At 41.4% G+C, this 24,107-nt stretch carries 20 protein-coding genes and 5 tRNA genes; 23 read left to right on the top strand and 2 right to left on the bottom strand.

The window, feature by feature from the left end; genetic code table 11:
* Positions 1-11: 11 nt before the first annotated feature.
* The 3 genes from ABIE26_RS20730 (at position 12) to ABIE26_RS20720 (ending at position 3,923) form a co-directional block, all read left to right on the top strand.
* Positions 12-1,454 carry a RagB/SusD family nutrient uptake outer membrane protein gene (locus ABIE26_RS20730; protein WP_310145374.1) on the top strand — a complete coding sequence of 481 codons (1,443 nt, stop codon included), beginning with the start codon at positions 12-14 and terminating at the stop codon, positions 1,452-1,454.
* A gap of 10 nt (positions 1,455-1,464) precedes the next feature.
* Positions 1,465-3,672 (top strand): redoxin domain-containing protein, encoded by a 2,208-nt coding sequence (locus ABIE26_RS20725; protein WP_310145372.1) that lies wholly within the window; start codon positions 1,465-1,467, stop codon positions 3,670-3,672.
* Between the two features lie 110 nt (positions 3,673-3,782).
* Positions 3,783-3,923 carry a hypothetical protein gene (locus ABIE26_RS20720; protein ID WP_310145370.1) on the top strand — a complete coding sequence of 47 codons (141 nt, stop codon included), beginning with the start codon at positions 3,783-3,785 and terminating at the stop codon, positions 3,921-3,923.
* Here the strand turns inward: ABIE26_RS20720 and ABIE26_RS20715 are convergent.
* A complete protein-coding gene (locus ABIE26_RS20715) occupies positions 3,920-5,671 on the bottom strand; it encodes a lysophospholipid acyltransferase family protein (protein ID WP_310145368.1) in 1,752 nt (583 codons plus the stop codon). The genes ABIE26_RS20720 and ABIE26_RS20715 overlap by 4 nt on opposite strands.
* 170 nt (positions 5,672-5,841) lie before the next feature.
* Here ABIE26_RS20715 and ABIE26_RS20710 point away from each other — a divergent pair, with 170 nt between their 5' ends.
* The 3 genes from ABIE26_RS20710 (at position 5,842) to ABIE26_RS20700 (ending at position 8,605) form a co-directional block, all read left to right on the top strand.
* Positions 5,842-6,741, top strand: a complete 900-nt coding sequence (locus ABIE26_RS20710) for a ComEA family DNA-binding protein (RefSeq protein ID WP_310145367.1) — start codon at positions 5,842-5,844, stop codon at positions 6,739-6,741.
* A 2-nt stretch (positions 6,742-6,743) separates the two neighbouring features.
* On the top strand, positions 6,744-7,271 hold the full coding sequence (locus tag ABIE26_RS20705) for an adenine phosphoribosyltransferase (protein ID WP_310145366.1): 528 nt from the start codon (positions 6,744-6,746) through the stop codon (positions 7,269-7,271).
* Between the two features lie 161 nt (positions 7,272-7,432).
* On the top strand, positions 7,433-8,605 hold the full coding sequence (locus ABIE26_RS20700; RefSeq protein WP_310145364.1) for an acyl-CoA dehydrogenase: 1,173 nt from the start codon (positions 7,433-7,435) through the stop codon (positions 8,603-8,605).
* A gap of 68 nt (positions 8,606-8,673) precedes the next feature.
* Here the strand turns inward: ABIE26_RS20700 and ABIE26_RS20695 are convergent, their stop codons facing one another.
* A complete protein-coding gene (locus ABIE26_RS20695) occupies positions 8,674-9,045 on the bottom strand; it encodes a hypothetical protein (protein WP_310145362.1) in 372 nt (123 codons plus the stop codon).
* 152 nt (positions 9,046-9,197) lie between these two features.
* On the opposite strand from ABIE26_RS20695, the gene rpsU reads away from it, so the two are divergent.
* From rpsU to rpoC, 17 genes are all read left to right on the top strand, one after another.
* The gene (gene rpsU / locus ABIE26_RS20690) at positions 9,198-9,392 is read left to right on the top strand and encodes a 30S ribosomal protein S21 (protein WP_012781007.1); all 195 of its coding nucleotides are present in this window, start codon (positions 9,198-9,200) and stop codon (positions 9,390-9,392) included.
* A gap of 125 nt (positions 9,393-9,517) precedes the next feature.
* A complete protein-coding gene (locus ABIE26_RS20685) occupies positions 9,518-10,402 on the top strand; it encodes a tyrosine-type recombinase/integrase (RefSeq protein WP_310145360.1) in 885 nt (294 codons plus the stop codon).
* 13 nt (positions 10,403-10,415) lie between these two features.
* Positions 10,416-10,763: a ribosome hibernation-promoting factor, HPF/YfiA family gene (gene hpf, locus ABIE26_RS20680; RefSeq protein WP_084241341.1), complete on the top strand. Its 348-nt coding sequence runs from the start codon at positions 10,416-10,418 to the stop codon at positions 10,761-10,763.
* 208 nt (positions 10,764-10,971) lie between these two features.
* Positions 10,972-11,044 (top strand) — tRNA-Thr (locus ABIE26_RS20675).
* Positions 11,045-11,082: 38 nt separating this feature from the next.
* Positions 11,083-11,165: transfer RNA gene (locus tag ABIE26_RS20670), tRNA-Tyr, on the top strand.
* Between the two features lie 10 nt (positions 11,166-11,175).
* Positions 11,176-11,248, top strand: a tRNA-Gly gene (locus tag ABIE26_RS20665).
* A 44-nt stretch (positions 11,249-11,292) separates the two neighbouring features.
* A tRNA-Thr gene (locus ABIE26_RS20660) sits at positions 11,293-11,364 on the top strand.
* Positions 11,365-11,485: 121 nt separating this feature from the next.
* Positions 11,486-12,673, top strand: coding sequence for an elongation factor Tu (gene tuf, locus ABIE26_RS20655; RefSeq protein WP_084241340.1), 1,188 nt, complete (start codon positions 11,486-11,488; stop codon positions 12,671-12,673).
* Positions 12,674-12,782: 109 nt separating this feature from the next.
* Positions 12,783-12,853: transfer RNA gene (locus ABIE26_RS20650), tRNA-Trp, on the top strand.
* 13 nt (positions 12,854-12,866) lie between these two features.
* Positions 12,867-13,064, top strand: a complete 198-nt coding sequence (gene secE, locus ABIE26_RS20645; RefSeq protein WP_310145357.1) for a preprotein translocase subunit SecE — start codon at positions 12,867-12,869, stop codon at positions 13,062-13,064.
* A 9-nt stretch (positions 13,065-13,073) separates the two neighbouring features.
* The gene (gene nusG / locus ABIE26_RS20640) at positions 13,074-13,616 is read left to right on the top strand and encodes a transcription termination/antitermination protein NusG (protein WP_012781012.1); all 543 of its coding nucleotides are present in this window, start codon (positions 13,074-13,076) and stop codon (positions 13,614-13,616) included.
* A gap of 64 nt (positions 13,617-13,680) precedes the next feature.
* Positions 13,681-14,124: a 50S ribosomal protein L11 gene (gene rplK, locus ABIE26_RS20635; protein ID WP_008243137.1), complete on the top strand. Its 444-nt coding sequence runs from the start codon at positions 13,681-13,683 to the stop codon at positions 14,122-14,124.
* Between the two features lie 23 nt (positions 14,125-14,147).
* On the top strand, positions 14,148-14,846 hold the full coding sequence (gene rplA / locus ABIE26_RS20630) for a 50S ribosomal protein L1 (protein WP_310145356.1): 699 nt from the start codon (positions 14,148-14,150) through the stop codon (positions 14,844-14,846).
* Positions 14,847-14,848: 2 nt separating this feature from the next.
* Complete coding sequence (rplJ, locus tag ABIE26_RS20625; protein WP_310145355.1) at positions 14,849-15,370, top strand: 50S ribosomal protein L10; 522 nt, start codon at positions 14,849-14,851, stop codon at positions 15,368-15,370.
* A gap of 63 nt (positions 15,371-15,433) precedes the next feature.
* Entirely contained in the window at positions 15,434-15,811 is a 378-nt protein-coding gene (gene rplL, locus ABIE26_RS20620) for a 50S ribosomal protein L7/L12 (protein WP_256004212.1), read from the top strand.
* A gap of 154 nt (positions 15,812-15,965) precedes the next feature.
* Positions 15,966-19,769, top strand: a complete 3,804-nt coding sequence (gene rpoB, locus ABIE26_RS20615; RefSeq protein WP_310145354.1) for a DNA-directed RNA polymerase subunit beta — start codon at positions 15,966-15,968, stop codon at positions 19,767-19,769.
* A gap of 41 nt (positions 19,770-19,810) precedes the next feature.
* Entirely contained in the window at positions 19,811-24,097 is a 4,287-nt protein-coding gene (rpoC, locus tag ABIE26_RS20610) for a DNA-directed RNA polymerase subunit beta' (protein WP_310145352.1), read from the top strand.
* Positions 24,098-24,107 lie beyond the last annotated feature (10 nt).

The following is a 24,107-nucleotide window of genomic DNA, read 5'->3' as shown; positions in this document are numbered from 1 at the left end:
AGCACAGTAAAATGAAACGGATAAATAAAAATATTGCTGCATCAGTTTTACTGATGGTTTTGATTACCGCTTTTGGAGCGTGTAAAAAGAGTTTTTTGGAAATTGACCCCAAAGGTAAGCTGATTGCCCAAACTGTAGCCGATTATAATCTGCTTTTGAATAATCTGGAATTGCTGAATATGGGGACCAATGGGCAGGTGCCGATGGGAGATGAACTGGCGGCAGCAGAGCCTTATTTTAGCAGTTCGGCCTTAAGGACACAAAGGTTATTCCGCTGGGACGATGTTATTTATGAAGCCAATGATGATGCAGCAGAGCTGACGGTTCCGATGACCAACCTGTACCTGTACAACAAGATTATAAATGAAATAAAGGATGCAAAGGATGGGTCTGACCAACAAAAGGCATCGATAAAAGCCGAGGCCAGGGCAGGCAGGGCATGGACCTATTTTATGCTGATCAATTATTATGGTAAACCTTACAACAGCGCTACTTCGGCTAATGATCCTGGTTTTCCTATTATTACCGCCGGTGATGTTACAGAAACAAAGTTTACAAGGGCTTCTGTTAAAGAGGTGTACGACTTTTTACTGGAGGACCTTAGCGCTTCGATACCAGATTTACCTGCGCAAAGCACCAGCCGGGTAAGGATGTCTAGAGCAGCTGCCGAAGGTGTTTTAGGTAAAGTATATGTTTTTATGGGCAGGTATAACGAGGCCCTGGTGCAACTGAATTCGGCCATACAAAATGCTTCTAAAGGCGTGATCAGCATAAATTTTTATGATTATAATGTAACCCTTGGACCGGGCGGCGCCTTTTTACCCATTACCACACGGGGTGCTTCATTTCCGACGGTACCCAATAACCAGGAGATCCTGTTTGGTAAACAGACATCGGATAACTGGCAGTATAATGCCAATGAGCTTGTGTTAAGCCCTGAGGCGGTGACACTGTATGGCGCAACTGATATGCGCCTGAAATTGTACAATAAAAATGCTTTTAATGGTGCGGCATATCCATCAGGACTGCTGCGCAGGGCTGCTTCTTCGAGTGCGCAGGTTGGCGTGATGCTGGCTGATCTTTATTTGTTAAGGGCAGAGTGTAAGGCAAGGTTAGGAGACCTTACCGGGGCAAAAGCTGACCTGGAATTCTTTAGATCGAAACGAATGCCTGCAGTTGATGCGGTTGTGCCAACCGCTATAGCGGGACAGCAGGTGCCCCTGATACAGTTTGTGCTCTACGAACGTATCCGGGAATATGCTGTTCAGGGCTATCGCTGGTTTGATATGCGCAGACTTTCTGTGGATCCCCTATTTGCGGGGACTACTTATAAGCATACGCTATATAAAGCTGATGGCTCTACTCAAATTTTTACCCTGAAACCCGAGCGCCTGGTTTTACGTTTCCCCCAGAAAATTATGGATCAGAACCCGGGTATGCAGAACAATCCTTAATCTATAGACAATGAAAAATATTTTAAAAAACGCAATTGCTCTTTGCTTTTTCCTGCCTTTGATTGCGCAGGGGCAACTGAAGCATTTTACTTTAAACGGAAAATTGGCAAAGGTGCCGCCTACTGCTATGGCTTACCTGGTATATACGCCAGGTAATGAGCGAAAGATTGACTCGGTAAGGCTACTAAAGGGGGCTTTTATCTTTAAAGGCAATATTGAGCAGGCCACGAGTGCCCTTTTACTGATCAGTCCGCATGGCGATGGCATGAGGGGCAAAGATTACAGCAGTTTGCAACTGTACCTTGAGCCGGGGAACATTTTGCTGAGCAGCCCGGATAAGCTGAGCGAAGCTAAGGTTATGGCGGGACAGGTAAATGCCGATAATGATGCCATAAACCTGCAGTTGAAACCTATAGCTGAGACCGAGAAAAGGCTGAGATTGGCTTTCCAGATGGCAGAACAGGAAAAGAAGGAAGAAATAGCACGTGAACTGGAGCTTTGTGAAGTGCAGCGCAGGAGTGTTTACCGGAATTTTATCACCCATAATCCGGATCATATGATGAGTTTCTTTGCTTTGAAAGCCAGCGCAGGATCTATTCCGAAGGCAGAGGTACTTGTCCCGTTGTTTGACTTACTTGGTCCTGCGGTTAAGCGAGCCAAACCTGTTGCAGCATATGGTTTATATCTGCAAAAGCTAAAGGCCGTAATGGTGGGTGCCGTTGCGCCTGAGTTTAAACTGCCGGATACCAGTGGAAAAATGGTTAGTTTGAGCAGTTTCAGGGGGAAATATGTGCTGATTGACTTTTGGGCCAGCTGGTGTAAGCCTTGCCGGGAGGAAAATCCAAACCTGATCAAAGCCCGCCAGGCTTACAAAGACCTGACCATGATCAGTATCTCTTTGGATTATCCGGGTACCAGGAAAGCCTGGACGGAAGCCATTAAAAAAGACCGGCTGGAATGGACACAGTTGTCGGAACTTGGAGGCTGGGACAGCAAAATTGCGAAGGCCTATTTTGTGAAAGCTATACCACAAAACTTTTTAATTGGTCCGGATGGCAGAATTGTGGCTAAAGATCTTCGGGGGGGGGCACTCCAGCAAAAATTGGGAGAAATTTATAAACAGAACCAGTTAAGTGGAAAGTTTACATTAAACGGTAAGGTGGGCAATTTTTCGAGTCCGGCAAAAGCCTTTTTAATGTATACGGATACGGCAGGTAAACTGCTTAATGATTCTACGGTAATCCAGAACGGACATTTTAGTTTTAGTGGCATTGTTGATTATCCTAAAGAGGCCTGGGTAATTTTTAATACGAAAGGCGGGGATTCTAAAGCGGTGTCCTGGGACTGGAGAAATTTTGTGATGTTTTACCTGGAACCTGGTACATTGACCTTAAGCAGTCCGGACACCTCTATTGCCAGGGCTACCATTACCGGAGGCCCTGTAAATAAAGATAATGAAGCATTGAGGATTGCTATTGCACCTTTTCAGAAACAGCAGAATGATGCCTACGACGCCTATTATGCTGCATCGAAGGAAGAGCAAAAATCGAGAACTTACCTGGATGCCATGGACAAAGTGATCAATAAATCAATGGATGAGCGAAAACTGATCTGGAAGGCTTTTGTTCAGAAAAACCCGAGTTCATTCAGAAGTATTTACGCGCTTCAGTTCTATGGTGGCCCCACACCTGATGTGCAAGATGTTGAGCCGCTTTTCAATTCGCTTTCTCCGGAAGTTAAAGCCAGTAAGCCGGGTATAAAATATGCCAGGCTGATGGAAAAAATGAAAACCTACGGAGTAGGGGCTATGGCACCTGATTTTACCCAGGCAGATACTGAAGGTAAAGCAGTATCATTACGTGATTTTAGGGGGAAATATGTGCTGATTGATTTTTGGGCGAGCTGGTGCGGGCCCTGCAGGGCGGAGAATCCTAATGTGGTAAACGCCTATCAAAAATATAAGGATAAGAACTTTACGATACTTGGTGTTTCCCTTGACCGTTCCAGGGAAAATTGGCTGAAGGCAATTAAAGATGATAAGCTGGTTTGGACGCAGGTATCTGACCTGCAGTACTGGAAAAATGAGGTTGCTAAACTGTATGCGATAAATGCCATTCCGCAGAACGTATTGGTTGATCCAAAGGGAAAGATCGTTGGTCGTAACCTTACAGGGGGGGCACTTACGGAAAAACTGGAGAAATTGCTCGGAAAAATGTGAGAGGATAACAACACCGGGAGTTGGAGAACTCCCGGTGTTGTTATTTGTTCTTTAAATTTTCAAAACTATTTTGATGGGTTGATGTTACAGTAGTAACTAAATTCCTCATCATGTCTATATATCTAGAATTCCCCGCAATTGAAGACTATCCGGTATATATTCCTTTGGAACACATTACCGCTATTATTCCTGATTGGTTAGCCAAGCTTGTCCAGAGTTCAGTGCCAGAAACCGGCGAAGCAGATAACTAAAAGTTCTTGCCAATTTTTTCCAGCATTTCTGGTGGAATGCTCTGTGTATCGACAACGAGGAAGCCATCAAGACAATCGGAAAACTTAGGATCAATATTAAAGCAGATGATCTTTGCATTGAGGTTCATGTATTGGCGAAGCAATACAGGAATCTTAATGTGCGAGTTTTCGATATCGGAAATGAGACTGTCCAGATCTTTTAAAGATTCACTGCTTTCTATCAGCAAATCTTTATCTATTGCAGAAAGATCAGCCTTAAACTTATTTTTAGGTTTTACATAGTGGGCCAGCTCGTAGTCGAAGTGGTTTTTGGTGATGTAATCCACAATCAGAGATTTAGAGAACTTGGAGAAGTTGTTGCTGATGCTGACCGGACCAAACATATACCTGTATTGTGGATTGTCGAGCAGATATTTTAAAATGCCTTTCCAAAGCAGGAAAAGAGGTAACGGCTTTTGCTGGTACTCTTTGCGGATCCAGGAACGTCCAAGCTCTATTCCTTTACGCAGAACAGGGTAAAAGGGTTCTTTGATCTTAAAGAGTTCAGAAAGGTAAAAGCCCCGGCGGCCCATAGTATTCAGAATTTCATCACCTTTGCCAATGCGGTATGCGCCTACAATATTCTGTAACTCTTTGTCCCATATAAAAAGGTGGTGGTAGTAGATGTCGTAATTGTCGAGATCTATTTTCTTATTGGTGCCTTCACCCACTTCACGGAACGTGATTTCCCTTAAGCGGCCAATTTCCCTGAGCACATTTGGAATGGCTGCGGTTGGTGTGATGTACACTTCATAATTCTTTTCCTGCCATACCCTGAAGCTTTCCAGTTGTGCAACCTCTTCTACAAGTAAGCTCCGCTCGGTTTCCTCGATGATGGGTTCGGGCTTCTTTTTAATCTTGAAGAGGCTGATGGGATTGAACAGTTTCCTTTCTTCTTCAAGTCCGGTACCCAGTGCGTAGGTACGGGCACGTAAAAAGTCAAGGAGCTTATTGGTGTTCTTATGGTAAGATATGTCTTCGATATGAATTGGCTTTCCTATTCTGACCTTTATTTTGAGCCCTTGTTTATTTAAGAACTCTGAAGGTAGTTTGGCTGTACGCAATGTTGGGTGTATAAAACTAAGGATATTAAATAACACCCCATTATTGCCATGAAAATAGATAGGTACAACCGGTACCTTAGCCCTTGCAATTAACTTACCCACTACAGGGTGCCATATCCTGTCTGTAATTTCCTGCTTATCCAGACTAAAGGTCGAAACCTCCCCGGCAGGAAAGATGCCAATGGGCGTACCGCTTTGGAGGAGGTCGAATGTAGCCTTTAACCCACTGATGCTGGAAGTATGCTGAACATTTTCGAAGGGGTTCACGGCAACAAAAAACTCACTGAGGTTAGGGATCTTTTTCAGGATGAAGTTCACCATCACCTTCGCTTCGGGTCTTACGGTACAGAGTAATTTTACCAGGGCAAGACCTTCTACGCCGCCATAAGGATGGTTGGCAATGGCTATGAAGCCGCCGGTTTTAGGGATATTTTTAAGGTCGTCTTCATCAAAGTCGATACTTACGCCAATTGTTTCTAATATTTTGTCGACAAATTCAAGGCCGTTAAAATGTTCATTCTGTGAAAAAACCTTGTTGATGTCGTTTAATTTCATCATCTCCATGAGCAGAGCTGCCAAACCCGGTACACCTAACTTATCGATTTTTGTGGCTTTAGCAAACTCTTTGGTAGTTATGATCTTCATTTAAAATTTGATTAATGAATTATAAGTCAACTTCAAAAATAAGACTTATATTCTTAAAGTTAGTTACAAAGAAAATATAAGCATAGATAGCTGACAATAATGGGACGCAGTTAAATAAAAAGCAGGGGGATTTTGTGGTTGGTACCGTTGGTGATGTTTAAATTTAGCTGATGAAGAAATGGCTGGGTATTTTTGGTTTCAGCAGGCAGGAATTTAACGGGCTGCTGGTGTTGATCTGTTTGATCGGGGTGATTATGCTGGTTCCTCCCGTTTATCGTTTTATGAAGCCCGATCCGCAGATTACGGTTGCGGAAAAGCGGGCGCTTTTAAAACTGGCGATGAGGGAGCGGGATAAAAAAATATATGTGCAGCGGCACAAAAGAATAGCTGGCCAGAACTGGCAGAAAGAAAAAACTGATCTTTTTATTTTTGATCCGAATACCATTGGGCAGGCCGAATGGGTAAGACTGGGCTTATCATCTAAACAGGCCAGAGCTATTCTAAATTACAGAGCTAAAGGCGGGAGATTTAAACAGACTGAGGACCTGAAAAAAATGTACACCATAAGCGGACAAATGTTTGAGCGGCTGGCACCATATGTACGAATAGCTGATAAAACTCCTGATATCGTGTTTAAACCATATCCGAAAACCAGTTACAGGAAAGCTGAAATGGAGCTTGTTGAGCTGAATGGAGCGGATACAACAGAGCTGGATAAGATAAAAGGAATTGGAAGGGTATTTGCGAACCGCATTGTAAAATACAGGGAACGTATTGGCGGTTTCTGTAAAAAGGAACAACTGATGGAAGTATTTGGGCTGGACTCTGTAAAATACAATGAGATTAAAGGGCAGGTGGCTGTGGATTTATTGCAACTAAAAAAGATAAATATCAATAGGGCAGAGTTTAATGATCTGAAGAATCATCCCTATATTAGGTATAAGCAGATCAATGCGTTGATACAATACAGAAAACAACATGGAAATTATAGTAATATTGCAGACCTATATAAGGTAGCCATTTTAAATCAGGAAACGATAGACCGTTTGGCGCCTTATCTTGAATTTTAAGTATGATTGAATCAAAAATAAAATCGACAGTGCGGGACGTACTTGACTTCCCTAAACAGGGTATCGTTTTTAAGGACATAACCCCGATATTAAAGGACCCGGTATTGTGCCAGGAGATTACAGCGGCACTTGCCGGACAGTTGAAGGGCTTGGATATTGATGTGGTGGCCGGTATAGAAAGCAGGGGTTTTTTGTTTGGGCCCGTGCTTGCACAGTTGCTGAATGTGCCTTTCGTACCTATAAGGAAGGCTGGAAAGCTTCCTTATAAAACGGTACAGCAATCGTACGATCTGGAATATGGTACGGCTACCATTGAAGTACACGAAGATGCCTTGCTGAAAGGACAGCGTGTGTTGATTCATGACGACTTACTGGCGACTGGGGGGACCGTTGTTGCAGTTTCGGAATTGGTAAAGCAGCTGGGGGCGGAGGTAGCCGGATATTCGTTTATTATTGCATTGGAGTTTTTAAACGGAAAGGCCAGATTGACACCTTATTCGGATAAAATATTTTCTCTGGCCGCTTATTGACAAAAAAATAATGATTTTTTTTTAAGGGGATTTGATTTGCCTAAAATGACAGGGCAAGGTTAATGAACTAAATACCATTTCGTTCTATCTTTTTGTGGGTTTTTGGCTGGTGATGCTATGGTTTTATTTGTTTATAATTGCCCAAATTCAAACAATAAAATATGTTAGAAATGATGGACGGTCCTGTAGGATACAGCTTTAGTACCTCAGAGAATCAGGAGATGATCAGGAGAATGGTGAGGGATTTTGCCGATAAAAATATCAGGCCAAAATTGATGGAATGGGATGAAGCGCAATATTTTCCTGTCGAAGTTTTTAAGCAACTGGGAGAACTTGGTTTGATGGGCGTGTTGGTGCCGGAAGTTTACGGCGGATCGGGTTTTGGTTACCAGGAATATGTGGATGTAATTGTGGAGGTGGCAAAAGTTTGCGGCTCTGTTGGTCTGTCCGTTGCTGCACACAATTCTTTATGTACGGGGCATATTCTGGCTTTTGCCAATGAGGAGCAGAAACAGAAATGGTTACCCAAGCTGGCTACAGCAGAATGGATTGGCGCCTGGGGTTTAACTGAGGCAAATACCGGCTCGGATGCTTTACGTATGATGACCACGGCAGTGCTGGAGGGTGATGAATATGTAATTAATGGGGCGAAGAACTGGATTACCCACGGTAAAACAGGGGATATCGCAGTGGTAATGGTGCGCACGGGTGATAAAGGGGATTCTAAAGGAATTTCTGCTATTGTAGTAGAACGGGGTACACCTGGTTTTTCAGCGGGTAAAAAGGAGAATAAGTTAGGTATGAGGGCCTCGGAAACAACCGAGATGATATTTGACAATTGCAGGGTGCCGAAAGAAAACCTGTTGGGTAAAGAGGGTGAAGGCTTTAAACAGGCCATGAAGGTACTGGATGGCGGTAGGATTTCGATTGCAGCTTTATCGTTAGGTATAGCCAGGGGGGCTTATGAGGCCGCTGTTGCCTATGCCAAGCAAAGACATCAGTTTGGACAGCCGATAGCTAATTTTCAGGGTATCAGTTTTAAGCTTGCGGATATGGCTACTGAAATTGAGGCTGCGGAGTTATTGATCAGACAGGCCGCAGATTTAAAGAACCGTGGCTTACCTATGAGTAAAGAATCGGCAATGGCCAAGTATTTTGCTTCGGAAGTGGCGGTGAGGTGTGCTACAGAAGCAGTGCAGATTTTTGGTGGCTATGGTTATACCAAAGATTTTCCGGTTGAAAAATTCTATCGCGACAGTAAGCTGTGTACGATAGGGGAAGGTACCTCTGAGATCCAGAAAATCGTGATCGCAAGGGAAGTGCTGAAAAATTAAAACGAGTTATTCTAACCAATATAAAACTGGTAAGTCCGGCCTTTCGATGGCCGGATTTATTGTTTTGGTTACTTTATGGAGATGATGCTGTCGACCACAAAAGGACTGTATCCCCGCCATGGCAGACTGCTGATATATTCTTTATAGTGCAGTTCGAAAAATTTGCCACTGTTCAGCATCATTTTCTCGGCTATGGCTTTATCAGCTACAGAAAATTCAAATTCATTGGATTGTAAAGTGCCGGTTTGTTTAGAACGGATGCCCGATTGGATCAGTTTACCTTCATAAGTTTTAAATACGTAGCCTTTTTTTACGACGTAATTGAGCTCGCCTGCTTTTACACCTTCGCCGAAAACAAAGTAATAGCGGTAGAAGATAAAGCCGGACAGGAGAAGGATTACAGTGCCAAGCACAATGAACAGTGTTTTTTTAGATTTCATAGCCAGATAAACAGATATTTTATAAAGATATATAAATAATGCAATTGTGGTAAACGCGGATTATTAATTAAATTAAATATATTGTTTTGATTATCAAATGAAAGCTTTATCTTTGCAGTCCTAAAAACAACGAGAGGAGGTATCAATACGTTATGATCATTATTAATATTAAAGACGGCGAATCATTAGATAAGGCGTTAAAACGTTTCAAAAAGAAATTTGAAAAAACCGGGGTGTTAAGAGAATTACGTAGCCGCCAAGCTTATGAGAAAAAATCTGTAGCTCGTCGTACGCAAGTGAAACACGCTATTTATAAGCAAAACATGCAGCTTGAAGGAACTATTTAGTTCTGAATGGTTTAAATGATATAAAAACGTCACCGCAATTCGGTGGCGTTTTTTTTTGCTTAAAAAAGTGCTTGTTACATTAATGTTTTGTATATTCACTTAACGAGCATTACCAAAGCATTGCTATGACTGTTGAGCATTTTTTAACCTATCTTCAGCACGAGAAGAGATATTCTTCACATACCCTACAGTCTTACAAAACAGACCTGCTTCAGTTTGGTGATTTTATGCTGAGCACCTTTGAGCTGACCTTGACCGAGGTGAAATATGTTCATGTCAGGAATTTCATGGTCGGATTGATGGATGCTGGGGTCTCTGAAAACTCTGTAGGAAGAAAGTTATCCACATTACGAAGCTTTTATAAATATCTGCTTCGTGAAAATGCGATTACAATGAATCCCATGACCCTTGTTAAGGCGCCTAAGGTACCTAAACGGTTGCCGGTATTTGTTGATGAGTTGAAACTTGATGAGCTGCTGGACTCAGAGGTGTTCTTTGATGAAAGCTTCCCATCACAGCGAGATAAACTGGTTATTGAAACCTTGTTTGGCACAGGAATCCGCTTAGCTGAATTGCTATTACTAAAAGAAGGAGATGTCAATTTCTATGAATCGACCATCAGGGTAATGGGCAAAAGGAGCAAAGAGCGCATTATCCCTATAGGAATGACATTACGGGAATTGCTACGGGCTTACATCAAACTGAAAACATTACAAAATTTTGATAACAAAACAGACCTGCTATTCGTTACTGATAAAGGAATTCAGGCTTATCCGAGACTAATATACCGGATAGTGCAGCGTTACTTGACATATGTGTCTACACAGGATAAGAAAAGTCCGCATGTGCTGCGGCATTCGTATGCGACCAGTTTATTAAACAGAGGAGCGGATTTGAATGCCATAAAGGAATTGCTGGGGCATTCCAGTCTGGCCGCAACACAGGTTTATACACACAATTCAGTAGAAAGATTAAAAACAATATATAAACAGGCCCATCCAAAGGCGTAAAAAAGGAGGAAACATGAAAATTACAGTTCAATCGATCCATTTCAATGCAGACCAGAAGTTGTTAGATTTTATTCAGAGGAAAGTGGATAAATTAGATCAGTTCTTTGACCAGATTATTAGTGGGGAAGTGTATTTAAAACTAGAAAATGTAGATGATGAGGCAAATAAGATCAGCGAGATCAAACTGATTGTACCAGGAGGTACAATGTTTGCAAAAGAGCAATGTAAATCATTTGAAGAGGCAACAGATTTGGCGATAGAATCCTTAAGAAAGCAAATTACCAAACATAAAGATAAGACGAGAACTAAGCTAAGCGAGCACAAGGTGCTTTTGAATGCAGATGAAGTGTCTGATTACTAGATATATATTTCTTAGCTTTTTAATAGAGAATTGGCAGATTTACTTCTGCCAATTTTTTTTTGAAAATAATTTTGTCTAGAATATAAATTCTTGTAGATTTGCATTCCCTTTCAGAGAGGGCGCTGGCCCGGCAAGAAAATGGGAATGTTCTGTGAAAGATTAGTATTGTAGAAAACGTTGCTTATTTGTGAAGCAATGCATAATATAAGCCTCCTTAGCTCAGCTGGTAGAGCAACTGACTTGTAATCAGTAGGTCATTGGTTCGATTCCGATAGGAGGCTCTTTTAAACATCGTATAGTAATGTGCAGTGCTTAAAAGGGGGAGATACCAGAGTGGCCAAATGGGACAGACTGTAACTCTGTTGTCGCAAGACTTCGAAGGTTCGAATCCTTCTCTCCCCACAATAAAGAAGCGGAAGTAGCTCAGTTGGTAGAGCGATAGCCTTCCAAGCTATAGGTCGCGAGTTCGAACCTCGTCTTCCGCTCAAATGGAAAAAAGCTGGGCAGATTGCAGCGAAGAATAAAAAAAGCCGAAGTAGCTCAGCGGTAGAGCACTTCCTTGGTAAGGAAGAGGTCGTGGGTTCAAGTCCCATCTTTGGCTCAAAAAAAAGAGATGCTTTGTGAATCTGTTATAGATAGCAGCTGAACAAGGTTTTTCGTGTTGAAATAGTATCAAAACAAAAAAATAAATAAAAAGTTAACCTACTAATAAGTATAAAAACATGGCAAAAGAAAAGTTTGACCGCAGTAAGCCGCACTTAAACATCGGCACAATCGGTCACGTTGACCACGGTAAAACAACCTTAACAGCAGCTATCACTAAAGTGTTATCTGATGCTGGTTTATCTGAGGCGCGTTCATTTGATTCTATTGACTCTGCTCCAGAGGAAAAAGAAAGAGGTATCACTATTAATACAGCACACGTTGAGTATTCAACAGCTAACCGTCACTATGCACACGTTGACTGTCCAGGTCACGCGGATTATGTAAAGAACATGGTTACTGGTGCTGCGCAAATGGATGGAGCTATCATCGTTGTAGCTGCTACTGATGGTCCGATGCCACAAACTCGCGAGCACATCCTATTGGCTCGTCAGGTAGGTGTACCTTCATTGGTTGTATTCATGAACAAAGTGGATATGGTTGATGACCCTGAGTTGTTAGAATTAGTAGAGATGGAAGTTCGTGAATTGTTATCTTTCTATGAATTCCCTGGTGATGATATTCCTGTTATTCAAGGTTCAGCTCTTGGTGGCTTGAACGGAGATCCAAAATGGGTTGCTAAAATCATGGAGTTAATGGATGCTGTAGATAGCTACGTACCAATCCCTCCACGTTTGACAGAGCTTCCATTCTTGATGCCTGTTGAGGACGTATTCTCGATCACTGGTCGTGGTACTGTTGCAACTGGTCGTATTGAGCGTGGTGTAATCAACTCTGGTGATCCTGTTGAGATCCTGGGTATGGGCGCTGAAAACCTGAAATCAACTGTAACAGGTGTTGAGATGTTCCGTAAGATCCTTGATTATGGTGAGGCTGGTGATAACGTAGGTTTATTGTTACGTGGTATTGAGAAAACTGATATCCGTCGTGGTATGGTTATCTGCAAACCAGGTTCTGTAACTCCTCACACTGATTTCAAAGCTGAGATCTATGTATTGTCAAAAGCAGAAGGTGGACGTCACACTCCATTCTTTAACAAATACCGTCCGCAATTCTATTTCCGTACCACAGACGTAACTGGTGAGATCTCACTGGCTGAAGGAACTGAAATGGTAATGCCAGGTGATAACGTTACCATCACTGTAAAGTTGATCAACGCTATCGCAATGGAAAAAGGTCTACGTTTCGCTATCCGTGAGGGTGGTAGAACAGTAGGTGCCGGTCAGGTAACTGAAATTTTAAAATAGTCAATATCTCCTTCGGGAAATAAAGATCAATAAAGCAAAGTACTTAGGCTTTATGGCCTGAGTACTTTGTTCAATAAAAGTTCTGATTCTTAAATAGGATTAAATATACACGGGAATAGTTCAATGGTAGAATAGAGGTCTCCAAAACCTTTGATCAGGGTTCGAATCCTTGTTCCCGTGCAAAAAAATAATTATGGCTAAAGTAGTTCAATTTATTAAAGAATCGTATGAGGAAATGACCCAGAAGGTTACCTGGCCTACATGGGGAGAGTTACAAAATTCTGCAGTGCTGGTTTTGGTAGCTTCGTTAATCATTGCATTGGTAATCTTTGCAATGGATAAGGGATCTACTTTTGTATTGGATACTTTTTATAAATCACTTTCTAATTAATATAGCTAGATGGATGGTCAGTTGAAATGGTATGTAGTTAGAGCTGTTAGCGGTAAGGAAAAGAAAGTAAAGCAGTATATAGATTCTGAAATTAGCCGTTTAGGATTTTCTCATTTGGTACCTCAGGTATTGATACCAATGGAGAAGTATTATCAGATGAAAGACGGGAAAAAGATTGCAAAAGAGCGTAATTTTTATCCAGGCTACGTTTTGATAGAGGCTATTTTAGATGGAGAATTGGAACACATTATTAAGAATATTAATAGTGTGATTGGCTTTTTAGGAGATAAGGGAGGAAACCCGGTACCTATGCGCCAGGCAGAAGTTAACCGTATTTTAGGTAAAGTTGATGAGATGAGCCAGCAAGGCGAAACCATGAACGTTGCTTATTATGTTGGAGAGAACGTTAAGGTTATGGATGGGCCATTTAATGGTTTTACCGGCGTTATTGAAGAGGTTAACGAAGAGAAAAAGAAATTAAAAGTTATGGTTAAGATTTTTGGAAGGAAAACTCCTCTGGAACTTAATTATATGCAAGTAGAAAAAGAATAAAGATCTTAAATGTTACATGCTTCCAACATTATAACATTGAGTATTACTATTAACAAAACAGAAAATGGCAAAAGAAGTCAGTGCGCTTGTTAAACTACAGATCAAGGGTGGAGCTGCAAATCCATCGCCGCCGGTAGGACCTGCATTAGGTGCTAAAGGGGTGAACATTATGGAGTTTTGCAAACAATTTAATGCTCGTACCCAAGATAAGCCAGGTAAAGTATTACCAGTTGTAATTACTGTTTATGCTGACAAGTCTTTCGAATTTATCATCAAAACCCCGCCGGTTGCTATCCAGTTAAAAGATGCTACCAAATTACAGAGTGGTTCTGCTGAGCCCAACCGTAAAAAAGTTGGTTCGGTGACTTGGGATCAGGTTAAGTCAATTGCTGAAGATAAAATGACTGATTTAAATGCATTTACTATCGAATCGGCAATGAGTATGGTTGCTGGTACAGCACGCAGTATGGGAATTACCGTTAGCGGTGATGCACCCTGGACAAATTAATTAACAAAAAACAGTTTACAACAGTGGCTAAATTAACAAAAAATCAAAAAAAGGCACATGCTAAACTAGAATCTGGTAAGATGTATTCTTTAAAGGATGCGGCTGCTTTGGTTAAGGAAATTACTACAACTAAATTTGATGCGTCGGTAGATATCGATGTGGCTTTAGGTGTAGACCCGCGTAAAGCGAACCAAATGGTTCGTGGTATCGCTACTTTACCACATGGTACAGGTAAGACTGTACGTGTTTTAGTTCTTTGTACTCCTGATAAAGAGGAAGAGGCTAAAGCTGCAGGAGCAGATTTCGTTGGTTTAGACGAATATGTAGCCAAGATTGAAGGTGGATGGACTGACGTTGACATTATTATCACTACTCCTGCTTGTATGGCAAAGGTAGGTAAACTGGGCCGAGTTTTAGGCCCACGTAACCTGATGCCAAACCCAAAATCAGGTACTGTAACCAACGAGGTTGGTAAAGCAGTTACTGATGTGAAGGGCGGTAAGATTGATTTTAAAGTTGACAAAACAGGTATCATACATGCTTCAGTAGGAAAAGTATCATTCCCGACAGAAAAGATATATGAAAATGCATTAGAGGTACTTCAGGTAATTTCTAAGTTGAAACCATCTGCTGCAAAAGGAACTTATTTTAAGAGCATTCATGTTTCTTCTACAATGAGTCCTGGAATTGCAATCGAAACTAAATCAGTAGCGGGGATCTAATTATGAACAGAGAAGAAAAACACGAATTGGTTTCTGCGCTTCAAGTGAAGATGCAGGAATTTGGCAATTTTTACATTGCCGATACGTCAAGCTTATCTGTTGAGAAGGTAAACAGTATCCGTCGTAAATGTTTTGAAAGCGGGATTGAAATGCAGGTTGCTAAAAATACTTTGATCAGAAAAGCGATTGAAGGATTAGAGGGTGACGCGTCAGAAATCTTTGTAGCACTTAAAGGTCAGTCGGCCTTATTATTCTCAACAGTAGGCAATGGTCCGGCTAAGCTGATCAAAGCATTGAGAAAAGGTTCTGACAAGCCAGTGCTTAAAGCAGCTTATATCGATTCAACAGTATTTATCGGGGATAATCAGTTAGATACTTTGGTAAGCCTGAAATCAAGAGAAGAGCTTATCGGAGACATCATTGGATTATTACAGTCGCCAGCTAAAAATGTTGTATCAGCATTGCAGTCAGGCGGTAATAAAATTGCAGGAATTGTTAAAACTCTTCAGGGAAGAGAGGGTTAGGAACACCTTAAAAGTTCATATTTAATAAATTATTTTTACGTAAATTTTTAAAAATCTATAAAAATGGCAGATTTAAAAGCGTTTGCTGAGCAATTGGTAAACTTAACAGTTAAAGAAGTTAACGAGTTAGCTCAAATCTTAAAGGATGAGTATGGTATCGAACCAGCTGCTGCTGCAGTTGCTGTTGCAGGTCCTGCTGCTGGTGGTGATGCTCCTGCAGCTGAAGAAAAATCTACTTTCGATGTAATTTTGAAAGAAGCTGGTGGTCAGAAATTAGCAGTTGTTAAACTGGTAAAAGATTTAACTGGTTTAGGTTTGAAAGAAGCTAAAGATTTAGTTGACGGTGCACCTAAAGAATTAAAAGCTGGTGTTGCTAAAGACGAAGCTGAGGCTTTGAAAAAACAACTAGAAGAAGCTGGAGCAGTAGTTGAAATTAAGTAGTAGCTTAATTTTAATATAACTTAAACGTAGACTCCGACTGTATAGTCGGAGTCTATACCTGTTTATAAACATTTCATTTAGTTTGATTGATGAAATGTGTTTAACGGCAAATCAAACAAATAGTTTATTCTTAAAGTAAATTAACTTTAGTCCATTGGCAAATAAAGTCGACCAAAGAGTAAATTTTGCACGTAGTAAACACATCATAGATTACCCGGATTTTCTTGATGTGCAGTTGCAATCATTCAGAGAATTTTTTCAGATAGAAACAACTTCAGACAACCGTCACACAGAGGGTTTGTTTAAGGTATTCGCTGAGAATTTCCCAATCACAGATTCCAGGAACATTTTTGTTCTGGAGTTCCTTGATTATTTTATTGACCCACCACGTTATGATATAGCTGAATGTATCGACCGTGGGTTAACTTATAGTGTTCCATTGAAGGCCAAATTAAAGCTTTCATGTAATGATGCAGAACACGAAGATTTTGAAACCATTATTCAGGATGTGTATTTAGGTACTATACCTTATATGACTCCTAAAGGTACGTTTGTAATTAACGGTGCAGAACGTGTAATTGTTTCTCAGTTACACAGATCTCCAGGTGTGTTCTTCGGCCAGAGCCGTCACACAAATGGGACTAAGTTGTATTCCGCCCGTGTAATTCCTTTCAAAGGTTCATGGATCGAGTTTGCTACAGACGTAAATAATGTGATGTATGCTTATATCGACCGTAAGAAAAAGTTCCCGGTCACCACTTTATTGCGTGCAATTGGATACGATTCTGATAAGGACATCCTTGAGTTGTTTGACCTGGCCGACGAGGTTAAGGTAAGCAAATCTGGCTTAAAGAAATATATCGGACGTAAGCTTGCTGCAAGGGTACTGAGAAAATGGGTTGAGGATTTTGTAGATGAAGATACCGGTGAGGTAGTTTCTATCGACCGCAATGAGGTAATCTTAGACCGGGATACTGTTTTAGAGGACGACCATATTGATATGATTATTGATGCTGGTGTTAAAACGATCATCTTATCCAAAGATGATGGTGCAAGCCAGGCTGATTATACCATTATATATAATACTTTACAGAAAGATACTTCTAATTCTGAAAAAGAAGCCGTTGAAAACATCTATCGTGCTTTGCGTAATGCAGAGCCACCTGATGAAGAAACGGCCAGGGGTATCATTGAGCGTTTGTTCTTTTCAGATAAGCGTTATGACTTAGGTGATGTAGGTAGATACCGTATCAACCGTAAGTTAAAAATGGATACGCCTGATCATGTGAAGGTTTTAACAAAAGCAGATATTATTGCAATTGTTAAATATCTGATCAAGCTGATCAATTCCAAAGAAGAGGTAGATGATATTGATCACTTGTCGAATCGTCGTGTTCGTACAGTAGGTGAGCAATTGTATGCTCAATTTGGCGTTGGTTTGGCACGTATGGCCCGTACCATCCGTGAGCGTATGAATATTCGCGATAATGAGGTTTTCACTCCGACTGATTTGATCAATGCCCGTACTTTATCGTCGGTGATCAATTCATTCTTCGGAACTAACCAGCTGTCGCAGTTTATGGACCAGACTAACCCTCTGGCAGAGATTACGCACAAGCGTCGTCTGTCGGCCTTAGGTCCAGGTGGTCTGTCGCGCGAACGTGCAGGTTTCGAAGTACGTGACGTTCACTATACACATTATGGTCGTTTATGTACCATTGAAACACCTGAAGGACCAAATATTGGTTTGATTTCTTCTTTGTGTGTTCATGCGAAAATAAACAATCTTGGTTTCATCGAAACTCCTTATAAAAAAGTTGACAATGGTGTTGTAGCCGTTGACGAGCCGGTTATCTATTTGTCTGCTGAAGATGAAGATGGCAAGACGATTGCGCAAGCAAATGCTGCTTATGATGATAAAGGTAATTTCACTACATCACGTGTAAAGGCACGTTATGAGGGTGACTTCCCGGTTATTGAGCCTGAGAAATTAGACTTAATGGACGTTGCACCTAATCAGATTACGTCAATAGCTGCATCGTTAATTCCTTTCCTTGAGCATGATGATGCGAACAGGGCCCTGATGGGATCGAACATGCAACGCCAGGCGGTACCATTGTTACGTCCTGAGGCTCCAATTGTTGGAACAGGTTTGGAAGGTCGCGTAGCCCGCGATTCAAGAACACTGATCAATGCTGAGGGCGATGGTGTTGTGGAATATGTAGATGCGAATGAGATCACCATTAAATATGTTAGAAACGACAGTGACCGTCTGGTATCTTTCGAGGGCGACAGTAAGACTTATAAGCTGATCAAATTCAAGAAAACCAACCAGAATACTTGTATCAATCTGAAGCCGATTGTTAAGAAAGGCCAGAAAGTTGTAAAAGGACAAGTACTTTGTGAAGGTTATGCTACTGAAAATGGTGAGTTGGCACTGGGAAGAAACTTAAAGGTTGCTTTCATGCCTTGGCAGGGTTATAACTTTGAGGATGCGATCGTAATCAATGAGCGTATCGTTCGTGAAGATATCTTTACTTCTTTACACATTGAGGAGTTCGAACTTGAAGTGCGTGATACAAAACGTGGTGAGGAGGAATTGACACCAGATATCCCTAACGTTTCGGAAGAAGCAACTAAAGATTTGGACGAGAACGGTATCATCCGTATCGGTGCTGAGGTTAAAGAAGGGGATATTCTAATCGGTAAGATCACCCCTAAAGGTGAATCAGATCCTTCACCAGAAGAGAAATTACTACGCGCCATCTTTGGTGATAAAGCGGGTGACGTAAAAGATGCGTCTTTGAAAACACCTCCTTCAATCAGAGGTGTAGTAATTGATACCAAGTTATTCTCGAGAGCTAAGAAAACTACTAAAGCAGAGGAAAAATCTGCGATAGAGAAATTAGACAAGAAATATGAGGTGGCTGTGTTGAACCTGAAAAACGAACTGGTAGATAAATTGTTCCAGATTGTAAATGGTAAGACCTCTCAGGGCGTATATAATGTTTATAAAGAATTGTTGTTCCCTAAGGGAGCTAAGTTTACACAGAAAAGCTTATCAGATCTTGAATATGCACACATTAACCCATACAAATGGACAACTGATGACGATAAGAATGATCAGATTAAATTGTTACTTCACAATTATGGCATCCGTGTAAACGAAGAGTTGGGTGCTTATAAGCGTGATAAATTTGCGATCAGTGTAGGAGATGAACTTCCATCCGGAATTGTACAGATGGCCAAGGTTTATGTAGCTAAAAAGCGTAAATTAAAAGTAGGGGATAAAATGGCTGGACGTCACGGTAACAAGGGTATCGTTGCCCGTATTGTTCGTGACGAGGACATGCCATTCCTTGAAGATGGAACGCCTGTTGATATCGTATTGAACCCACTGGGTGTTCCTTCACGTATGAACTTGGGGCAGATTTACGAAACTGTATTGGCGTGGGCTGGTAAAGAATTGGGTGTGAAATTTGCCACTCCGATTTTTGATGGTGCTAAACATGACGAGGTAGAGGAATGGATCGCTAAAGCCGGTGTACCAGCTTCGGGAAGGACCTATCTACATAATGGTTTAACGGGTGAGAAATTTGACCAGCCAACAACTGTAGGTATTATCTATATGTTGAAATTAGGGCACATGGTTGACGATAAGATGCACGCCCGTTCAATTGGACCATACTCATTGATTACACAACAGCCATTGGGTGGTAAAGCCCAGTTTGGTGGTCAGCGTTTTGGTGAGATGGAGGTTTGGGCATTGGAGGCGTTTGGTGCTGCCAATATCCTGCAGGAGATCTTAACCGTTAAGTCGGATGATGTGATCGGCAGGGCCAAAACCTATGAGGCGATTGTAAAAGGCGAGAATCTTCCTACACCTGGTGTACCTGAATCGTTTAATGTATTGGTACATGAGTTACGTGGATTAGGTTTAGATATTACGTTAGACTAAGTTGAGGGTTTTTAAACCTTCAACTTTCAAACAAAAGAGCTATGTCTTACAAAAAGGATAATAAATTAAAAAGCAATTTCACCTCGATTACCATTAGCTTGGCATCGCCAGAGGCTATTTTAGAGCGCTCTAGTGGTGAGGTGTTGAAACCTGAGACCATCAATTACCGTACATACAAGCCTGAGCGTGATGGTTTGTTTTGTGAGCGTATTTTTGGTCCGGTAAAAGATTACGAATGTCATTGCGGTAAATATAAACGTATCCGTTATAAAGGTATTGTTTGTGACCGTTGTGGTGTTGAAGTAACGGAAAAGAAAGTACGCAGAGAGCGTATGGGGCACATCAATCTGGTGGTTCCTGTTGCGCACATCTGGTATTTCCGTTCGCTGCCAAATAAAATTGGATATTTATTGGGATTGCCTACAAAGAGATTGGACCTGATCATTTACTACGAGCGTTATGTAGTAATCCAGCCAGGTTTCATGGCAGAAGAAGGTATTCAGTATATGGACTTCCTGACTGAAGAAGAATATCTTGATATTCTGGATAAGTTACCTAAGGAGAACCAATATCTGGATGATAAAGACCCTAATAAATTCATCGCCAAAATGGGCGCTGAAGCGTTGGAGGATTTATTGAAGCGTATTGATTTAGATACTTTATCTTACAACTTACGTCACCAGGCCGCTAACGAAACTTCTCAGCAACGTAAAAATGAGGCGTTAAAACGCTTACAGGTTGTTGAAGCTTTCCGTGGTGCAAAAACACGCATCGAGAATAACCCTGAGTGGATGATCATTAAGATCGTTCCTGTTATTCCGCCAGAATTGCGTCCGTTGGTTCCGTTGGAAGGTGGCCGTTTTGCGACATCAGATCTGAATGATCTGTACCGTCGTGTGATTATTCGTAACAACCGTTTAAAACGTTTGATCGAGATCAAGGCACCGGAAGTAATTTTACGTAACGAAAAACGTATGTTACAGGAAGCTGTGGATTCGTTATTTGATAACTCACGTAAAGTGAATGCGGTGAAAACTGAAGGTAACCGTGCTTTGAAGTCCCTTTCAGATATTTTGAAAGGTAAACAAGGTCGTTTCCGTCAGAACTTATTGGGTAAACGTGTGGATTATTCAGCACGTTCGGTAATTGTTGTAGGCCCTAACCTTAAATTACACGAGTGCGGTTTACCTAAGGATATGGCAGCTGAGCTGTTCAAACCATTTATCATCCGTAAGATGATAGAGCGGGGTATTGTTAAAACAGTAAAATCTGCAAAGAAAATTGTAGACAGAAAGGATCCATTGGTTTGGGATATCCTGGAAAACGTTTTAAAAGGACACCCTGTATTGTTAAACCGTGCGCCTACTTTGCACAGATTGGGTATCCAGTCGTTCCAGCCTAAATTGGTTGAAGGTAAAGCAATCCAGTTACACCCGTTGGTGTGTACAGCTTTTAACGCGGATTTTGACGGTGACCAGATGGCCGTACATTTACCATTGGGTCATGCGGCAATTTTGGAAGCGCAGGTATTGATGCTGGCTGCACACAACATTCTGAACCCTGCAAACGGTACGCCTATTACTGTACCTTCACAGGATATGGTTTTGGGTCTTTATTACATTACAAAAGGCCGTAGAACTGATGCTTCGCGTGTGGTTAACGGACAGGATTTCTCTTTCTACTCACCAGAAGAGGTAATCATTGCTTATAATGAGAAACGTATTGATCTTCATGCATTTATAAAGGTTAAGGTAAATGTTAAGCTTGAAGATGGTACGATTGCGAATAAATTGATTGAAACTACGGTAGGACGTGTATTGTTTAACCAAATGGTACCGGAAGAAGTAGGTTATATCAATGAACTGCTGACCAAGAAATCCCTGAGAGATATTATTGGCGAGGTGGTTAAAATTACTGGTATGGCCCGGGCATCGAAATTCCTGGATGATATCAAGGAATTAGGTTTCCAAATGGCATTCAGAGGTGGTTTATCATTTAACTTGCAGGATGTGAACATCCCTGTTGAGAAACATGCTTTATTGGAGCAGGCTTCTGCTGAGGTTGATGAGGTAAGGAATAACTACAACATGGGATTCATTACTAATAATGAGCGTTACAACCAGATCATTGATATTTGGACACGTATTAACAATCGTCTGACCTCATTTGTAATGAATCAGCTATCAAGCGATAATCAAGGTTTCAACTCTGTTTACATGATGTTAGATTCTGGTGCACGTGGATCGAAGGAGCAGATTCGTCAGCTCTGCGGTATGCGTGGTTTGATGGCGAAGCCTCAGAAATCTGGTTCAGGTGGTGAGATCATTGAAAACCCGATCTTATCGAACTTTAAAGAAGGCTTATCTGTATTAGAGTACTTTATTTCTACACACGGTGCACGTAAAGGTTTGGCAGATACGGCGTTAAAAACCGCTGATGCTGGCTACCTGACCCGTCGTTTGCATGATGTTGCGCAGGATATGATTGTTAATTCTGAAGATTGCGGTACTTTAAGGGGTATGTATACTACAGCGCTGAAAGATAATGAGGATATTGTTGAACCATTATATGACAGGCTATTAGGACGTATTTCCCTACATGACGTATTTAATCCTCTGGACGGACAGTTATTGGTAGCTGCAGGGCAGGATATCGATGAAGATATCGCTAAGGCAATTGAAGAATCGCCACTTGAAGGTATTGAGATCCGTTCTGTATTAACCTGCGAAAACCAGAGAGGTGTTTGTGCTTTATGTTACGGACGTAACCTGGCTACTGGTAAACGTGTTCAAAAAGGTGAGGCCGTGGGTGTAATTGCTGCACAATCGATTGGTGAGCCGGGAACACAGTTAACATTACGTACATTCCACGTGGGTGGTACTGCATCAAACATTGCTGCAGAATCTCAGATCACAGCTAAATTTGATGGTGTCATCGAATTTGAAAATGTTCGTACAGTTGTTACAAAAACAGAAGAAGGAGATACCAATATTGTACTTGGCCGTTCAGGTGAGTTCAAAATTGTTGAGCCCGGAACTGGCAAAGTAATTATGACGAATAATATTCCTTATGGTTCGTTCTTATACGTTGAGGACGGTACTAAAGTTACCAAAGGTGACAGGATTTGTTCGTGGGATCCGTACAATGCGGTTATCATTTCAGAATTTGCTGGTAAAATTGAATTTGAGGCAATTGTTGAGGGTGTAACTTATCGCGAGGAGTCAGATGAGCAAACTGGTCACCGTGAGAAAGTAATTATCGATACGCGTGATAAGACGAAAAACCCTTCAGTACGGGTTGTAGATAAAAAAGGAGACCTGATCAGGAACTATAACATCCCTGTTGGTGCACACATTGCAATTGACGAGGGTGATATGGCGCAGCCTGGACAAATCCTTGTAAAGATACCTCGTGCAACAGGAAAAACAAGGGATATTACAGGTGGTTTGCCTCGTGTAACTGAGCTTTTCGAGGCACGTAATCCATCTAATCCTGCCGTTGTAACGGAGATTGACGGGGTAGTAACTTTAGGCGGTGTAAAGCGTGGTAACCGTGAGATGACCATTGAATCTAAAGATGGTGAGGTTAAGAAATATCTGGTCCCATTGTCTAAACACATTTTGGTACAGGACAATGACTTTGTAAAAGCAGGTATGCCTTTATCAGATGGTTCAATTTCTCCGGCAGATATCCTGGCAATTAAAGGACCTGCTGCTGTTCAGGAATACCTGGTGAATGGTATTCAGGAGGTTTACCGCTTACAGGGTGTGAAAATTAATGATAAGCACTTTGAGGTAATTGTACACCAGATGATGCAGAAAGTTCACATCGAGGACCCTGGAGATACCAGTTTCTTAGAGAATAACTCTGTTGATCGTTGGGATTTCATGGTTGAGAATGACGAGATCTATGACAAAAAAGTTGTTGTGGAAGCCGGTGATTCCAATACTGTAAAACCTGGTCAGATCATTTCATTGCGTAAATTGAGAGATGAGAATTCTCAATTGAAACGTAAAGATATGAAACAGATTGAAGTACGTGATGCGAGACCTGCAACTGCAAGCTCAATACTACAAGGTATCACACGTGCATCATTGGGTACGAAGTCGTTTATTTCTGCGGCATCGTTCCAGGAAACTACAAAAGTGCTGAACGAAGCAGCAATTGCTGGTAAACGTGATAGCATGCTTGGATTGAAAGAAAATGTTATTGTTGGACATTTGATTCCTTCAGGTACAGGTGTACGTGGATATGAGCGTATTATTGTAGGTTCTCAGGAAGAATACGATAAGTTATTAGCTTCAAAACAAGAAGAGGTAGAAGCTTAATAGTTAAATA

It is taken from the genome of Pedobacter africanus (assembly GCF_040548825.1).
Taxonomy (GTDB): domain Bacteria; phylum Bacteroidota; class Bacteroidia; order Sphingobacteriales; family Sphingobacteriaceae; genus Pedobacter; species Pedobacter africanus_A.
Note: the sequence above shows the minus strand (reverse complement) of the source record. Positions and strands in the feature narration are given on the sequence as shown.

Coding starts and splice junctions, on each gene's coding strand:
- ABIE26_RS20730 (WP_310145374.1), top strand. CDS start 12: ATGAAACGGATAAATAAAAATATTGCTGCATCAGTTTTACTGATGGTT.
- ABIE26_RS20725 (WP_310145372.1), top strand. CDS start 1,465: ATGAAAAATATTTTAAAAAACGCAATTGCTCTTTGCTTTTTCCTGCCT.
- ABIE26_RS20720 (WP_310145370.1), top strand. CDS start 3,783: ATGTCTATATATCTAGAATTCCCCGCAATTGAAGACTATCCGGTATAT.
- ABIE26_RS20715 (WP_310145368.1), bottom strand. CDS start 5,671: ATGAAGATCATAACTACCAAAGAGTTTGCTAAAGCCACAAAAATCGAT.
- ABIE26_RS20710 (WP_310145367.1), top strand. CDS start 5,842: ATGAAGAAATGGCTGGGTATTTTTGGTTTCAGCAGGCAGGAATTTAAC.
- ABIE26_RS20705 (WP_310145366.1), top strand. CDS start 6,744: ATGATTGAATCAAAAATAAAATCGACAGTGCGGGACGTACTTGACTTC.
- ABIE26_RS20700 (WP_310145364.1), top strand. CDS start 7,433: ATGTTAGAAATGATGGACGGTCCTGTAGGATACAGCTTTAGTACCTCA.
- ABIE26_RS20695 (WP_310145362.1), bottom strand. CDS start 9,045: ATGAAATCTAAAAAAACACTGTTCATTGTGCTTGGCACTGTAATCCTT.
- rpsU (WP_012781007.1), top strand. CDS start 9,198: ATGATCATTATTAATATTAAAGACGGCGAATCATTAGATAAGGCGTTA.
- ABIE26_RS20685 (WP_310145360.1), top strand. CDS start 9,518: ATGACTGTTGAGCATTTTTTAACCTATCTTCAGCACGAGAAGAGATAT.
- hpf (WP_084241341.1), top strand. CDS start 10,416: ATGAAAATTACAGTTCAATCGATCCATTTCAATGCAGACCAGAAGTTG.
- tuf (WP_084241340.1), top strand. CDS start 11,486: ATGGCAAAAGAAAAGTTTGACCGCAGTAAGCCGCACTTAAACATCGGC.
- secE (WP_310145357.1), top strand. CDS start 12,867: ATGGCTAAAGTAGTTCAATTTATTAAAGAATCGTATGAGGAAATGACC.
- nusG (WP_012781012.1), top strand. CDS start 13,074: ATGGATGGTCAGTTGAAATGGTATGTAGTTAGAGCTGTTAGCGGTAAG.
- rplK (WP_008243137.1), top strand. CDS start 13,681: ATGGCAAAAGAAGTCAGTGCGCTTGTTAAACTACAGATCAAGGGTGGA.
- rplJ (WP_310145355.1), top strand. CDS start 14,849: ATGAACAGAGAAGAAAAACACGAATTGGTTTCTGCGCTTCAAGTGAAG.
- rplL (WP_256004212.1), top strand. CDS start 15,434: ATGGCAGATTTAAAAGCGTTTGCTGAGCAATTGGTAAACTTAACAGTT.
- rpoC (WP_310145352.1), top strand. CDS start 19,811: ATGTCTTACAAAAAGGATAATAAATTAAAAAGCAATTTCACCTCGATT.